The organism is Kribbella sp. HUAS MG21, assembly GCF_040254265.1.
In the GTDB taxonomy this organism is placed as follows: domain Bacteria; phylum Actinomycetota; class Actinomycetes; order Propionibacteriales; family Kribbellaceae; genus Kribbella.
This window is the reverse complement of record NZ_CP158165.1, coordinates 7,366,123-7,381,788: the sequence shown is the minus strand read 5'-3', so window position 1 is coordinate 7,381,788 and position 15,666 is coordinate 7,366,123. Positions and strand designations below refer to the sequence as shown.

The following is a 15,666-nucleotide window of genomic DNA, read 5'->3' as shown; positions in this document are numbered from 1 at the left end:
CGGACTGGACAGAGGAGCAGGTTGATGGCGAGCGTCGACAGCTTCGGTGCCAAAGGTGCACTCGAGGTCAACGGGCAGTCGTACGAGATCTTCAGGTTGGCGGGCATCGAGGGTGCGGACACGCTGCCGTACTCGCTGAAGGTCCTGCTGGAGAACCTGCTGCGCACCGAGGACGGCGCGAACATCACCGCGGACCACATCCGCAAGCTCGGCAACTGGGACCAGAACGCGGCGCCCGACACCGAGATCCAGTTCACCCCGGCGCGGGTGATCATGCAGGACTTCACCGGCGTGCCGTGCGTGGTCGACCTGGCCACGATGCGCGAGGCGGTCGGCGAGCTCGGTGGTGACCCGACCAGGATCAACCCGCTGGCGCCGGCCGAGCTGGTCATCGACCACTCGGTGATCATCGACGTCTTCGGCCGCCAGGACGCTTTCGAGCGCAACGTCGAGCTGGAGTACGAGCGGAACCGTGAGCGCTACCAGTTCCTGCGCTGGGGCCAGACCGCGTTCGACGAGTTCAAGGTCGTCCCGCCCGGCACCGGCATCGTGCACCAGGTGAACATCGAGCACCTGGCCCGCACGGTGATGGTCCGCAACGGCCAGGCGTACCCGGACACCTGCGTCGGCACCGACAGCCACACCACAATGGTCAACGGCCTCGGCGTGCTCGGCTGGGGCGTCGGCGGGATCGAGGCCGAGGCCGCGATGCTCGGCCAGCCGGTGTCGATGCTGATCCCGAAGGTCGTCGGCTTCAAGCTGACCGGCGCGGTCCCGGCCGGCGCGACCGCGACCGACGTCGTGCTGACGATCACCCAGATGCTCCGCAAGCACGGGGTGGTCGGCAAGTTCGTCGAGTTCTACGGCGACGGTGTCGCGGCGGTCCCGCTGGCGAACCGCGCCACGATCGGCAACATGAGCCCGGAGTTCGGCTCCACCTGCGCGATCTTCCCGATCGACGACGTCACGCTCGACTACCTGCGGCTCACCGGCCGCTCGGACGCGGACGTCGCGCTGGTCGAGGCGTACACCAAGGAGCAGGGCCTCTGGCACGACCCGGCCGTCGAACCGCGGTACTCCGAGTACCTCGAGCTGGACCTGTCCACCGTCGTGCCGTCGATCGCCGGCCCGAAGCGACCGCAGGACCGCGTCGAGCTGAGCAACGCCAAGGAGGCGTTCCGCGGCGCGCTCGCCGACTACGCGGACGTCGAGGAGCAGGACGTCGACCCGGCCGTGGTCGGCAGCTTCCCGGCCAGCGACGCGCCGACGCCGGACGGGCGCAACGGCGCCAGCGACAGCCCGCATGCCGTCCACAAGGTCGCCGACCGGCCGTCGAAGAAGACCAAGGTCAGCCTGGACGGCCAGGAGTTCGACCTCGACCACGGCCATGTCGTGATCGCGTCGATCACCTCCTGCACCAACACGTCGAACCCGTCGGTGATGCTCGCCGCCGCGCTGCTCGCGAAGAACGCGGTCGACAAGGGCCTCGCGTCGAAGCCGTGGGTGAAGACGTCGCTGGCGCCGGGTTCGAAGGTCGTCACCGACTACTACGAGAAGGCGGGCGTCACGCCGTACCTGGAGAAGCTCGGCTTCCACCTGGTCGGCTACGGCTGCACCACCTGCATCGGCAACTCCGGCCCACTGCCCGAGCCGATCTCGGCTGGCGTGCAGGAAGCGGATCTCGCGGTGGTGAGCGTGCTGTCCGGCAACCGGAACTTCGAGGGCCGGATCAACCCCGACGTGAAGATGAACTACCTGGCGAGCCCGCCGCTGGTGATCGCGTACGCGCTCGCCGGGACGATGGACTTCGACTTCGAGACCGATGCCCTGGGCAAGGACCAGGACGGGAACGACGTCTTCCTGAAGGACATCTGGCCGAGCGCCGACGAGGTCGAGGCGACGATCGCGAGCTCGATCAACAAGGAGATGTTCACCAAGGACTACGCCGACGTCTTCGCCGGTGACGAGCGCTGGCAGTCGCTGCCGACGCCGGAGGGCAAGACGTTCGCCTGGGACGCCGAGTCGACCTACGTCCGGAAGCCTCCGTACTTCGAGGGCATGGCGAAGGACCCGGCGCCGGTCACCGACATCGCGGGCGCCCGGGTGCTGGCCAAGCTGGGCGACTCGGTCACCACCGACCACATCTCCCCGGCCGGCTCGATCAAGGCCGACAGCCCGGCGGGCAAGTACCTCGCCGAGCACGGCGTCGACCGCAAGGACTTCAACTCGTACGGTTCCCGCCGGGGCAACCACGAGGTGATGATCCGCGGCACGTTCGCGAACATCCGGCTGCGCAACCAGATCGCACCGGGTACCGAGGGCGGCTTCACCCGGGACTTCACCCAGGACGACGCCCCGGTCACCACGATCTACGACGCCGCCCAGGCGTACGCCGCCGCGGGCACGCCGCTGGTGATCCTGGCCGGCAAGGAGTACGGCTCGGGCTCGTCGCGGGACTGGGCCGCCAAGGGTACGGCGCTGCTCGGCGCGAAGGCCGTCATCACCGAGTCCTTCGAGCGCATCCACCGGTCGAACCTGATCGGCATGGGCGTGCTGCCGCTGCAGTACCCGGAGGGCGAGACCGCGGAGTCGCTCGGCCTGACCGGTGAGGAGACCTTCGACATCACCGGCGTCACCGAGCTGAACAACGGCTCGATCCCGCGCACGGTGCACGTCAAGGCGACGTCGCCCGACGGCGGGGTCAAGGAGTTCGACGCGGTGGTCCGGATCGACACGCCCGGCGAGGCCGACTACTACCGCAACGGCGGCATCCTGCAGTACGTGCTGCGGTCGCTGATCGCGGGCTGACCCGGCGGATCGGTCAACAGCTGATGGAGCGTCGTACCGGCGAGGACGGCGGTGTCGTCCGCGTCTGGTACGACGAGGAGGGCTGGGGCGTCGTGGACTGCCCCAGCACTCCCGGCGGGTGCTGGACGCACTTCTCGGTGATCGAGGCCGACGGGTTCCGGTCGTTGACGCCGGGCGACGAGGTGCGGGTGCACTGGGAGTCGCCCGGGCAGGACGGGTACGACTACCGGGCGACCTGGGTGCGCTGAGGTCGCGGGAACTGTCGGCGGCGGGCGCTTTACTGAGGTCATGACGACCAGGGAGTCGCCGCGGGAGGTCGTGCGGGCGGCGTGCGCCGAGCACGGCGATGATGCTGTCGTCGACTGGTGTGTCGCGTTCCTGACCGGGGAGATCCCGGGCGAGGCGGCGTACGGCGCCGAGTTGCCGAAGCTGGTGGCGATCACCGGGTTCGACAACCCGGGCGGCTGGACGGCGCCGGTCGACCCGGTCAACTACTACTGGATCCGCGTGTGGGCGGCGCGGGCGTTCCTGTACGTCTGGCGCGACGACGTCGTCGACGCGCTGCTGGTCGCGGCGAACGATCCGGCGTGGCGCGTCCGCGAGCACGTCGCGCGCATCACCGCCCAGCGCGAGCTGGGCCAGGTCGTCGACGCCCTCCTCCCGATGCTCGACCACGAGCTGCCCCGAGTCCGTACGGCGGCCGTCCGAGCAGTAGGCGCCGCAGGCGAGTACGAACACGCCGCCGCAATCCGCCCGCTCGCCGAAGACCCCGACCACACCGTCCGGGCCGCCGTAGAACGCGCCCTCACGACCCTGGAGACCCGCCTTGACCGACCACTCCAGTGACGGCACCGGGAGCGCAGATCGCACCGAGCCCGCCCTCGGGCGCGCCGAGGGCGGCGCTGGTCGTGCCGGATCGGATCGCGGCGCCCCGGGCGCTGCGGCTCGGCCTGATGGGACCATCTCCGCTCGTCGGGCGACGGTGGCTGATGGTGCAGCCGTGGGGGAGGTGCATGCTGCGTCGTGGGGTGCGGCCTACGCGCCGTTCTTTCCCGAGGACGTTGCGCGGGAGGGGATTGCGAGTCGGCTGACCAGGTGGCACGAGCGGCTGGCGTCGGGCAACGGCGTTGTCATGGTCGGGTTCGTCGGTGAGCGGGCGCTGGCGATGGCCTGGGTGAGTGAGTCGGAGAGCCACGCGGGCAAAGCTGAGATTCACAGCTTCTACACGCACCCGGACGGCTGGGGGAGCGGCGTCTCCGCCTATTTGATGGATGCGACGTTGCGCGAGCTGCGAGCCGACGGATACGAGCGCGTCCACCTCTGGACGCTCAAGGACACCCCGCAGTCCCGCCGCTTCTACACCAAGTGCGGCTTCCTCGAGACCGGCGCGACGCAGACGCGCGACTTCGGCGACGGGAACCCGCTGCCACAGGTGGAGTACGAGCGCGCCTGCTGACCACCCGCATACCCGAATGTCACCAACTGGCCATCTGGGTGTCAGAGGCAGCACACCGTTGACGGAAACGGTCGAGGGCATGGAGACCTCCCGTAGATCCGTCCTGAAAGCCGGTCTGGCTTCCACTGCGGCTGTGGCCGGCCTGACAACCCTGACCGCCCCGGGCACCGCGGCGGCGACCCCCGTCCGGCAGGACCCGTTCACGCTCGGCGTCGCCAGCGGCGACCCGTGGCCCGACGGCTTCGTGCTGTGGACCCGCCTCGCCGTCGACCCGATCGCCGAGAACGGCCTTGGCGGCATGCCGAACCGTGCGTACGGCGTCCAGTGGCAGGTCGCGACCGACGAGCAGTTCCGCCGCGTCGTGAAGGCCGGTGTCGCGGTCGCCCGCCCGGAGTACGCGCACGCCGTCCACGTCACCGTCCACGGCCTGCAGCCCGGCCGCGAGTACTACTACCGCTTCCGCGCCGAGGGCTACGTCTCGCGCACCGGCCGCACCAGGACCGCTCCGGCGCGCGGGACGATGCCGCACGAGCTGGCGATGTCGTTCGTGTCCTGTTCGCAGTTCGAGCACGGCTGGTTCACGGCGTACCGCCGGCTGGCCGAGGACCGCCCGGACCTGGTCCTGCACCTCGGCGACTACCAGTACGAGTACACCAAGAACACGTACGTCGCGCCGGGCGGCAACGTCCGTGACCACGACGGCCCGGAGACGACCGACCTGGCGTCGTACCGGCAGCGGCACGCGCAGTACAAGACCGACCCGGACCTGCAGGCCGCGCACGCGGTCGCGCCGTGGCTGGTGGTCTGGGACGACCACGAGCTCGACAACAACTGGGCCGACGAGTACTACGAGAAGCCGGAGATCCCGCAGCCGGACTTCCTGCAGCGCCGGGCGGCCGGATTCCAGGCGTACTACGAGAACATGCCGCTGCGGGAGTCCTCGAAGCCGCGCGGCATCGACCTGCAGCTGTTCCGGCGCGTGCACTGGGGTGAGCTGGCGACGTTCCACATGCTCGACACCCGGCAGTACCGCGACGACCAGGGCTGCGGCGACGGCTACAAGGACTGCCCGGCCGCCGTCGACCCGAAGCGGTCGATCACCGGTGCGCGGCAGGAGGAGTGGCTGCTCGACGGTTTCCGCCGGTCCGACGCGCGCTGGGACATCCTCGGCCAGCAGGTGTTCTTCGCGCAGCGCGACAACAACCAGGGCCCGTTGAAGGTGACGTCGATGGACTCCTGGGACGGGTACGTCGCCTCGCGCGACCGGATCACCCGCGGCTGGATCGACGCCGGCGTCCGCAACCCCGTCGTACTCACCGGCGACGTGCACGCTCACTGGGCGTCGGACCTGAAGCTCGACTACGACGACCCGACCTCGCCGACGGTGGGCTCGGAGCTCGTCTGCTCGTCGATCACGAGCGGCGGCGACGGCGCCGACTCCGGCACCACTGCCCACCCGTGGCTGACCTGGAACCCGCACCTGCGGTTCCAGAACAACCTGCGCGGCTACGTGAACACCACGATCACCCGCGAGGCCGTGGTCGCCGACTTCCGCACCATCCGGTCGGTCCGCACCAAGGACGCGGAGGTCTTCACCCGGGCCCAGTTCACCGTCGAGGACGGTAAGCCCGGCCTGCACCTGACCGCCGACAACCCGCCGGCCGCCGCCGCCCGCACCCTCGCGGCATCCGAGACGTCGGCAGTCGACACCGTCGCCTGGGAAACCGCGCGCCCGTAACAGCGCCCCTGACCTCGGGCAGCCACGTCTGCCCGAGGTCAGTCGCCCAGCGCCGCGCGGAGCTTGCCCGCGTACTCCTCGGCCTCGGCGGTGTCGGTGTACTTCGTTCGCGGCCAGAAGAACCCGCGCAGGCCGTCGCCCTTGGTCCGCGGCACCACATGGACATGCAGATGCGGCACCGACTGCGACACGACGTTGTTCACGGCGACGAACGACCCCTGCGCGTCGAACGCGGTCCGTACGGCGTCCGCGACCGAGCGCGCCGCCCCGAACAGCGGCACCATCAGCTTGTCGCTCAGCTCGACCATCGTCGCGACATGCGTCCGCGGCACGATCAGCGTGTGGCCCTTGAACACCGGCCGGATGTCCAGGAACCCGACGACCTCGGGCGTCTCCAGCACGAACTGTGCGGGCGTCGTACCGGCGATGATCGAGCAGAAGAGACAGTCGGCCATGACGTCAACCTAGCTTCTCGTCGACGAAGCACCAGCGCCACGTCTCGCCCGGCTCGAAGCTGCGCATCACCGGGTGCCTGGTCCCGTCGTGGTGCTTGCTGGCATGCTTCCCCACCGACGAGTCACAGCACCCGACGTGGCCGCAGTCGAGACACAGCCGCAGATGGACCCACGTGGCGCCCTCGGCCAGGCACTCCTCGCAGCCGTCCGGCGTGTTCGGTGCGACCACGACCGGCGCCTGCTCCAGGTGCTCGCACGCCCCGCCCGGCGTCGTCTTCGGCTTCAGGTCCTCGGAGCGGCCGCCGACGTCGTCGTCCTCGTCGCGGTCGAGGATCGACTCCTCGACGTCGAGCGCGTTCTGCGCGCGCTGCAGGACCTCGTCGGCGACCAGCCCGGCGTCGCGGACCTTCAGGATGTGGGCACGTTCGGCCTCGAGCATCGCGATCCGCAACCGCCGGTACGCCTCGCTCGGCGTCTCGTACTCGGTCTCCGGCCGCCCGAGCCGCTCCCACGCCGCCTGGGCCCGCGCCTCGCCGCGCTGGCGCAGTACGTCGAGAACGGCCTGCGGATCGGTCGGCGCCGCGATCTCGTCGAGCTTCGCGATCGCGGCTCGATGAGCTCCCTGCAGTACGGCGGCTTCCTGCAGCGCGTCCTCCGCCGGGTCGGGCCCCGGGAGCCGCAAGCGCCGGACCAGCCACGGCAGGGTCGAGCCCTGGACGAGCAGCGTGCCCGCGGTGACGGCCAACGCGATGAACACGAGTACTTCGCGGTGCGGCGTGTCCTCGGGCAGCGTGAAGACCGCCGCCAGCGTGACCACCCCGCGCATACCGGCCCATGACACGACGACCAGTGCGGACGCCGAAACCGGCCCGGGACGCGACCGCCCGAGGACGCGCCGGGAGAGCATGGTCGTCGGGAACACCCAGATCGGCCGCAGCAGCACCACGGCGACGTACACCGCGACGGTGGTGGTCGCGATCAGCCAGGCCGGCAGCGGGCTCTCGGTGAGGTCGTCGAGGATCCACCGGGTCTGCAGGCCGATCAGCAGGAAGACCGTGTTCTCCAGCAGGAACTGGAACGTCCGCCAGTTCGTCCGCTCCGACATCCGCGACTTCGCCGACTGGATGACCGGCGCCTTGTGCCCGAGCAGGAGACCGGTGACCACGACCGCCACGACGCCGGACGCGTGCACGTAGTGGTTCTCGGCCGCGATGTAGGCGATGAACGGCGCGGTCAGGCTGAGCGTGGTGTCCAGCACCGGGTCGGTGAACCGGCGGCGGATCTTCGCCAGCACGAACGTGACGACGAAACCGACCAGGACACCGCCGCCGGCCGCCCGCAGGAAGTCCACGCCGACGTGCAGCACGGTCGGGGCGACCACGGCGGCCGCGATCGCCGTCCGCAGGCAGACCAGCGCGGTCGCGTCGTTCAGCAGGCTCTCGCCTTCGAGGATCGTGACCACGCGGCGGGGGAGTCCGACGCGCTTGGCGATCGCGGTCGCGGCGACCGCGTCGGGCGGCGCGACCACGGCGCCGATCGCGAACGCGGCCCAGAACGGCAGCGGCTCCTGGCCGATCGACTCCGCGACCCGGCCGAGCAGCCACCAGGCGACCACGCCGACGCCCAGCGCGGTGAACGCGACCAGACCGACCGAGAGCAGCCCGATCGACCGCCGGTGCTTGGTGAAGTCGACCAGGCTGGTCCTGATCGCCGCCGAGTAGAGCAGCGGCGGCAGGAACCCGACCAGCACCACCTCGGGCTCGAGTTCGACCCGCGGGACGAACGGCAGGTACGACGCGGCGATCCCGATGATCACCAGCAACAAGGGGGCCGAGATCCCGAGCCGCCGCGCCAGCGCGGCACCGGCCGCGACGACGGCGACGAGGGCCACGACCTCGATCGCGATATGCACGCGCACAGTGTCGCAGCGACCGTGAGGTTTGCCCCCATCGGTTCGCCGAAGGCTGACGGTGGGGTCTGGTCAGGTGCCGACCGGTCCAATAGCGTGTGCGCAGCGGGATCTGTCGATCACTTGGAGTGACTGATGCGTCGTCGTGTGCTTGCTCTGTCCGCCGTGGTCGCGCTACTGCTGACGCCGGTGGTGCCGGCCGCCGCTGAGTCGACCGTGACCAGCGGCTGCGTCGCGTCGGTGCCCGAGCCGGGTACGACGACCCCGGTACGGATCTGCTACTCGCTCTTCAAACCCGCGGCCGCCTCGAGCCAGCACACCGTGCCGCTGATCTTCCACAGCCACGGCTGGGCGGGCAGTCGGACCACGGACCCGGCCGCGTTCAAGGCATGGCTCGACGCCGGGTTCGGGGTGCTGAGCTTCGACCAGCGGAGCTTCGGCCAGAGCACCGGCGTCGCGCACGTGATGAACCCGGACTTCGAAGGCCGCGACGTGGTCAAGCTCGTCGATCTCGTCGCCGGCCTGGACTGGGTGACCAAGCAGGGACCAGGCGACCCGTTGATCGGGGCCACCGGCGGGTCGTACGGCGGCGGCTACCAGTTCGCCGGCGCCTTCACCGAGCTGCGCGACAGCGGCCGGACCCGGTTCGATGCGCTCGCACCGGAGATCACCTGGTGGGATCTGAAGGAGAGCCTCGCGCCGCAGGAGGCCGCGCGGACCATGTGGCTCTCGATCCTGTTCGCGGGCGGCGGCACGCATCTGCCGCCGTCGGTCTCGAAGGCGTTCGTCACGCTGATCGCAACCGGCGGCTGGCCGCCTGGCCAGGCCGGGCGCGACCTCGACGCGTTCTTCGCCAAGAACGGACCCGCCTGGCACGTGCACCAGGGCCGCAAGCTCGACATCCCCGTACTGATCGGCCAGGGCCTGTCCGACAACCTGTTCAACCTCAACCAGGGCCTGGCGAACTTCGACCGCGCCCTCACGGCCCGCGCGCGGGCGAAGTCGATCTTCGTCGGGTACAACGCGGGCCACACGCTGCCCAGCGTCGTACCGCCCGGGTACGCGACCGCCGGCGACCCGTGCTCCGTCGCCCTCGGCTCGCCCAGCTTCGCCAACCTGGCGCTCCGCTTCATGCAGCTGCAGCTCCTGGACAAGCCGACCGGCTTGTCCGGCTTCGGTGCGTACCACCTGGCGACCGCCGACGGTCGTTGCCTCACGCAACGGAGCCTGACGCCGAACAAGCGCTTCCCGCTCGCCAAGATCGTCGCCCCGACCGGCGTCGGCCTGCCCGTCAACCTGCCGATCGCGAAGGGCCCGATCACCGTCGCCGGCACGCCCACCCTGACCGCGGACGTCTACACGGTCATCCCGCGCTCGGTCGCGTACTTCGCCCTCAGCGTCGGCAAGACTCCGCTCACCGCGAAGGTCGTCCAGAACAACACCATGCCGCTGCGCCAGCAGCAGACAGCCCGCGGCGTACGGCGAACCGTCGAGCTGCCGGCGATCGCTGTCGACGTCCCGGCAGGGCAGAACCTCTACCTGACTGTGGCGCCCGTCGCCGACATGTACGCCGGTCAACGCGGCCCGCTCCCCGGGGTGATGATGCTCAAGAACGGCGTACTGAAGGTCCATTCGGCGCGGTAGCTTTCCGGTGGCGGTACCGCGTCAGGCTGGTGGCGGGTCCGTGTCAGCCGCGGCCGCGAACCTTCTTGGCATGAACAACGCCACGCTCACCCAGTCCCGTCCGAAGTTCGTCGAGACCCTCCTCGCCGACAAGCACTCGATCCCGCTGTCCATCGCGCTGCACCTGGTCCCGGGCGCGCTGATCGTCGCCGTCTACGCCTTCGCCGCGGCACCGCTCGTCCGGTCCATCGGCTACCCGCCGTTCCTGGCCTGGGCGATCGCCTTGGCGGTGGTCCTCTTCCCGCTCCTGCTGGGCCTGGCCTGGCTGGGCAAGCAGGTCACCGGCCGCTACTGCCTGCGGGGCGGCGCCCTGAGCTACATGGACCGGCCGGTCCCGCGCGGCAAGGTCACCGCCTTGATCGCGTTCTGTCTCGTGTGGATGACCGTCGTGTCGCTCTCGCTGATCCCGCTCGACAACCTGCTGTACGACAACGTCTTCTCGTGGATCACCTACGAGGGCACCGGCGACAGCGCGACGTCGTACCTGAACGGCTACTCGCAGCAGAAGCTGCTGACCACGCTGCTGATCTGCGGCCCGTTCACCGGCTGGTTCCTGCCGCTCATCGAGGAGTACTACTTCCGCGGGTTCCTGCTGCCCCGCCTGCCGCAGCTGCGCGGCTGGGCGCCGATCTTCAACGTGTTCTTCTTCTCGGTCTACCACTTCTGGGCGCCGTGGACGGTGCTGTCCAAGCTCGTCTTCCTCTACCCCGGCGTGCACCTGGCGTGGAAGAAGCAGGACATCCGGATCTCGATCGGCATGCACCCCGGCTCGGCGCTGCTGATGACGGTCGTCGGCGTCATCGCCGTGGCGCTGGGCCGGACGTCGCTGTAGTCACCGGATCTTGTCGAGATAAGTCTTGTAGACAGTCAGGAAGGGCTCTTCGGTGGAGACCGCACCGAAGAGCCAGTCGCAGGTCTCGCGGGCGGTGCGGATCACGTCGGGCGGGTAGCTGTACTTCACCTGGTGTTCCTCGAACTCGTCCTCGTCGTCGATGAACACGGTCCCGTCCCGGCGCTTGATCACGTCCAGGTCGAGGTCCACCATCGTCACCACGTCCTCGGAGAACTCGACGGGCGTGGTGATGTCGGCGTAGATCAGCGTGTACCGCGGCTCGTCGTTGAAGATCGCGGTGAACCACTTGTCCCGCGGGAACAGCTGCACATGCGCCTCGTCCTGCGTCACCTCGGGCTCGGCGCCCCGCTGCGACACCGAACCGGCCGGCGCGCCCAGCCAGACGCCGTACTCGTCCTCTCCCAGGTACCGCATCCACTGATGCCAGTGCAGCTTCTCGTCGTACTTGCGGTACACCACCCGGACATCACGCATAACCCCCAACCTATCGGCCACCGGGTCAGCGGCGCGGTTCTGCAACTTCGTGCAACTTTGCGGTGAGGAGTGGACCGGTCGCCGATCGCGACGGAGCATGGTGGGGTGCCGGCCCCATGGTCGTCATCGTGATCGGTCCTCGTCGGCTCAGGGGGGCTCCTAGCCGGCGGGGACCGATCACCCGTCCAGGGAGCGGATCAGCTCGAGGTAGGGCTTGTACGCCGTCAGGAACGGCTCCGTGGTGGTGATGGTGGCGGCCAGGTGGTCGCAGACCGCGCGGGCCGTGGCCACGACCTGAGGCGGGTAGTTGTAGCGGACCTGGTGCTCGTGGAACTCGTCCTCGTCCATGACATGCACCGTGCCGTCCCGGAGCAGCCGGATGTCGAGGTCCAGGTCCACCGCGGTGACCGTGTCCACGCCGAACTCGGGCGGCATGGTGATGTCGCAGTAGATCGCCGTCTGGTGCGCCTCGTCGTTGAACAGCGCGCTCCACCACTGCCCGTGCGGGAACAGCCGGACCCGATGGTGGTCGATCGTCTTCCAGCTCCCGTCGGCGCGCTGACCCTGGGTCCCGGGGACGGAGCCGACCCACAGGCCGTGCTCGTCCTCGCCGAGCCGAACCGCTTCGACGAGGCGATGCGGCTGCCCGTCGTACTTCCGGAACAGGGTCCTCACTGTCCTGAAACCTTCCCCGCCCCACCTACCCCGGTCTGGGTCCATGCCGATCACCCTAGGTGAGACCGGCCACACCTCCGAACCAGCCACACCCGGCCGGCGTCTTGGAGTGTGAGATTGCGCAACCCCGGCCGAGCGCGCCGTCGCCGAGTTCGGAATCCGGGCGTGGCGTGCATAGACTCGAGCATTCGAGAACGACTGAGCCGTGACAGCGGGAGGAGCTCGATGCGCGTGCTGGAGACGGTAGATGGGCCGGCGGACCTCAAGAAGCTGACCGGTCAGCAGCTCACCGATCTGGCGGCGGAGATCCGGGACGTGCTGGTGGAGACCGTGTCCCGGACCGGCGGTCACCTCGGCCCGAATCTCGGCATGGTCGAGATCACGCTGGCGATGCACCGCGTGTTCGACTCGCCGCGTGACCGGCTGGTGTTCGACACCGGCCACCAGACGTACGTGCACAAGCTGCTCACCGGCCGCGCCGGGCAGTTCGGCACGCTCCGCCAGCAGGGCGGCCTGTCCGGCTACCCGAGCCAGGCCGAGTCCGAGCACGACCTCGTCGAGAACAGCCACGCCTCGACCGCGCTCTCGTACGCCGACGGCCTCGCGAAGGCGTACCGGCTGCGCAAGGAGGACCGGCACGTCGTCGCGCTGATCGGCGACGGCGGCCTCACCGGCGGCATGGCCTGGGAGGCGCTGAACAACATCGCCGCCGCGAAGGACCTCAAGCTGGTCGTGATCGTCAACGACAACGGCCGCTCGTACAGCCCGACCGTCGGCGGTCTCGCCACCCACCTGACCAGCCTGCGCACCAACCCGCGGTACGAGAAGGTCCTCGACCTGATCAAGAAGAACCTCGGCCGGACGCCGTACGTCGGTCCGCCGATGTACGAGGTGCTGCACGGGGTGAAGAAGGGCCTCAAGGACATGCTCGCTCCGCAGGGCATGTTCGAGGATCTCGGCCTGAAGTACGTCGGCCCGATCGACGGCCACGACCGGCAGGCGCTCGAGGACGCGCTGCGGAACGCGAAGTCCTTCGGCGGCCCGGTGATCGTGCACGCGGTCACCCAGAAGGGCTTCGGCTACCCGGCCGCCGAGCAGGACGAGGAGGACAACTTCCACCAGATCCGCCCGCTCAACAAGCCGCGCGGCTGGACCGACGTGTTCTCCGACGAGCTGGTGCGGATCGGCCACCGGCGCCCGGACCTGGTCGCGATCACCGCCGCGATGCTGCACCCGACCGGCCTGGCCGCGTTCGCGGCCGAGTTCCCGGACCGGACGTTCGACGTCGGCATCGCCGAGCAGCACGCGGTGACGAGCGCGGCGGGCCTGGCGATGGGCGGGATGCACCCGGTCGTCGGCCTCTACGCGACCTTCCTGAACCGCGCGTTCGACCAGCTGCTGCTGGACGTCGCCCTGCACAAGTGCGGCGTGACCGTCGTCCTCGACCGTGCGGGCGTGACCGGTGACGACGGCGCGAGCCACAACGGTATGTGGGACATGTCGATCCTCCAGGTCGTCCCGGGCCTCCGCCTCGCCGCGCCGCGCGACGGCAAGCGCGTCGAGGAGCTGCTCAACGAGGCGGTCGACGTCGACGACGCCCCGACCGTACTGCGGTTCGCGAAGGGCGAGGTGTTCCCGGACATCGACGCCGTCGACCGCGTCGGGGAGATCGACGTACTGAAGCGATCCGGAAAGGACGTGCTGCTGGTCGGCATCGGGTCGATGGCGGCGACCGCAATGGACGTCGCGCAGCGGCTCGAGGCCCACGGCTTCGGCGTCACCGTGGTCGACCCGCGCTGGGTCAAGCCGGTCGACCCGAAGCTGGTCGAGCTGGCCGCGGACTTCAAGCTGGTCGTCACGATCGAGGACAACGGGCGCGCGGGCGGCTGCGGCACGATGATCGCGCAGGCGCTGCGCGACGCCGGCGTCCGGACCCCGTTCCGGGACTTCGGCATCCCGCAGCAGTTCCTCGACCACGCCAAGCGGGCCGCCGTACTGCAGGAGATCGGGCTGACCGGCCAGGAGGTGGCCCGGGAGATCACCGAGCAGCTGACCCGGCACGACAGCGACGCGCTCAACGAGCCGGACCCGGCCGGCGACCGCCCGAGTACCTAGCGGGGGATCGTGGCTGAGGCAGGGCCGCCCGGGCGGCCGGGGCGGCCAGGGCAGCCGGCGCGACACAGCCGGCACGCCGCCGCCCGGAAGCGATCGCGTGTCTGGCCGGTCCTGCTGTCGCTCGTGCTGGTCGCCGCGGCGGTCGGCGGCGGTCTCGCCCTGCACCGCTCGAGCCAGCGCGCCGACGGCAGCCCGGGCCCGGGCGTCAGCACTTCCACGATCGATCCGGCGGCGCGGTCGGCGGCCGTCGACCAGGTGCTGGCGCGGCGTTCGCAGGCCGTGCTCAGCGGTGACGAGCAGCAGTTCCTCGCCGACGTCGACCCCGGCAACACCCGGCTGGTGGCCGCCCAGCGGACGCTGTTCGCGAACCTTCGCCAGTTCGGCTTCGCCACGCTCGCCTACCAGCAGCTCGCCCAGCAGTACGACGAGACGATCGCGAAGAAGTACGGCCCGTCGACGTACCTGGTCGCGGTCGCGATGACGTACCAGCTCCGCGCGATCGACACGGTGCCGGTGCGCGCGATGCTCGGGTACACCTTCACCCAGCGGGCGAACGGCTCCTGGATGCTGGTGTCCGACTCGGATCTCGACAAGCGCCTGCCACGCGGCTCGCACGAGGAGGCCTGGGACACCGGGCCGGTCCTGGTGAAGCGGGCACCGCGCGTGCTGGTCGTCGTCGAGAAGGGCCAGGAAACGCTGGCGGACAAGCTCGTTGCGATGTCGCTCAGCGCCGTGGACGCCGTGACCAAGCGCTGGCCCGGCGGGTGGAAGGGCGCCGGTGTCGTGATCGCGCTCGACGACAAGACCGTCCGCGGCGCCGACTACACCCAGCCGAAGAACGCCGAGGACGCGATCGCGATGGCGACCTGGGTCTACCGCACCCTGCCCGGCGAGAAGACCGGCGAGGGGGAGCGGGCCGACTCGTACGTCGTGATCAACCCGAACAACCGCGGCAAGGTCGACGCCCGCACGCTCGCCCACGAGTTCACCCACGTCGCGACCGCGCCGTACGGGCCGCACGCGCCGCGCTGGCTCGTCGAGGGCGCCGCGGCGTACGTCGAGTTCCTGCCGATGAGCGGGCAGAAGGACCTGGCGATCGCGCAGTACCGGCTGGACGTGCGGACGAAGTACCTCGCGAAGGCGAAGGGCCTGCCGGCCGACGCCACGTTCTTCGACCAGGCCGACAGCTCGTACCCGCTGTCCTGGCTGGCGCTCGACTACCTGTTCACCCGGTTCGGCCCGACCGAGGTCGGCACGCTGTACCGCGAGCTCGCGGCGCTCGGTTCGAGCCAGAAGGAACGCGACCGGATCATGCTCGAACACCTCGGGATCACGGAAGCAGGACTTTTCCGCGCTTTGCGGGCGGCAGCGGCAGCGTAGAGCGGCGGGCGTCGAGTAGGGTAGCCCGGCTGCGACCATCGGGTACTCGGAGGGAACGACCCGAAGTGAGCGATACGACGCCCCCGCCCGCTCCCGGGCCGACCTCTGGGCCGACCTCTG

General features: G+C 69.9%; 13 protein-coding genes. 9 read left to right on the top strand and 4 right to left on the bottom strand.

Annotation, left to right across the window (positions count from 1 at the left end):
* The first annotated feature begins 24 nt into the window (after nt 1–24).
* The 5 genes from acnA (at nt 25) to ABN611_RS35675 (ending at nt 6,002) form a co-directional block, all read left to right on the top strand.
* Entirely contained in the window at nt 25–2,808 is a 2,784-nt protein-coding gene (gene acnA / locus ABN611_RS35695) for an aconitate hydratase AcnA (protein WP_350276709.1), read from the top strand.
* A gap of 23 nt (nt 2,809–2,831) precedes the next feature.
* Nucleotides 2,832–3,056, top strand: a complete 225-nt coding sequence (locus ABN611_RS35690) for a cold shock domain-containing protein (RefSeq protein WP_350276708.1) — start codon at nt 2,832–2,834, stop codon at nt 3,054–3,056.
* A gap of 40 nt (nt 3,057–3,096) precedes the next feature.
* Nucleotides 3,097–3,654, top strand: a complete 558-nt coding sequence (locus ABN611_RS35685) for a HEAT repeat domain-containing protein (protein WP_350276707.1) — start codon at nt 3,097–3,099, stop codon at nt 3,652–3,654.
* A gap of 154 nt (nt 3,655–3,808) precedes the next feature.
* A complete protein-coding gene (locus tag ABN611_RS35680; RefSeq protein WP_350276706.1) occupies nt 3,809–4,264 on the top strand; it encodes a GNAT family N-acetyltransferase in 456 nt (151 codons plus the stop codon).
* Between the two features lie 133 nt (nt 4,265–4,397).
* Nucleotides 4,398–6,002 (top strand): alkaline phosphatase D family protein, encoded by a 1,605-nt coding sequence (locus ABN611_RS35675; RefSeq protein WP_350276705.1) that lies wholly within the window; start codon nt 4,398–4,400, stop codon nt 6,000–6,002.
* 38 nt (nt 6,003–6,040) lie between these two features.
* Here the strand turns inward: ABN611_RS35675 and ABN611_RS35670 are convergent, their stop codons facing one another.
* A complete protein-coding gene (locus ABN611_RS35670; protein WP_350276704.1) occupies nt 6,041–6,457 on the bottom strand; it encodes an HIT family protein in 417 nt (138 codons plus the stop codon).
* Nucleotides 6,458–6,461: 4 nt separating this feature from the next.
* A complete protein-coding gene (locus ABN611_RS35665; protein WP_350276703.1) occupies nt 6,462–8,369 on the bottom strand; it encodes a Na+/H+ antiporter in 1,908 nt (635 codons plus the stop codon).
* Nucleotides 8,370–8,501: 132 nt separating this feature from the next.
* Between ABN611_RS35665 and ABN611_RS35660 the strand changes: the two genes are divergently transcribed.
* Nucleotides 8,502–10,010 (top strand): CocE/NonD family hydrolase, encoded by a 1,509-nt coding sequence (locus ABN611_RS35660; protein ID WP_350276702.1) that lies wholly within the window; start codon nt 8,502–8,504, stop codon nt 10,008–10,010.
* Nucleotides 10,011–10,080: 70 nt separating this feature from the next.
* Nucleotides 10,081–10,881 carry a CPBP family glutamic-type intramembrane protease gene (locus ABN611_RS35655; protein WP_350276701.1) on the top strand — a complete coding sequence of 267 codons (801 nt, stop codon included), beginning with the start codon at nt 10,081–10,083 and terminating at the stop codon, nt 10,879–10,881.
* Here the strand turns inward: ABN611_RS35655 and ABN611_RS35650 are convergent, their stop codons facing one another.
* Both ABN611_RS35650 and ABN611_RS35645 read right to left on the bottom strand, forming a co-directional pair.
* A complete protein-coding gene (locus tag ABN611_RS35650; RefSeq protein WP_350276700.1) occupies nt 10,882–11,376 on the bottom strand; it encodes a DUF402 domain-containing protein in 495 nt (164 codons plus the stop codon). It lies immediately after the preceding gene.
* A gap of 177 nt (nt 11,377–11,553) precedes the next feature.
* Entirely contained in the window at nt 11,554–12,051 is a 498-nt protein-coding gene (locus ABN611_RS35645) for a DUF402 domain-containing protein (RefSeq protein WP_350276699.1), read from the bottom strand.
* 225 nt (nt 12,052–12,276) lie between these two features.
* Between ABN611_RS35645 and dxs the strand changes: the two genes are divergently transcribed.
* Both dxs and ABN611_RS35635 read left to right on the top strand, forming a co-directional pair.
* Nucleotides 12,277–14,166, top strand: coding sequence for a 1-deoxy-D-xylulose-5-phosphate synthase (gene dxs / locus ABN611_RS35640; RefSeq protein WP_350276698.1), 1,890 nt, complete (start codon nt 12,277–12,279; stop codon nt 14,164–14,166).
* Between the two features lie 9 nt (nt 14,167–14,175).
* Nucleotides 14,176–15,546, top strand: coding sequence for a hypothetical protein (locus ABN611_RS35635; RefSeq protein ID WP_350276697.1), 1,371 nt, complete (start codon nt 14,176–14,178; stop codon nt 15,544–15,546).
* Nucleotides 15,547–15,666 lie beyond the last annotated feature (120 nt).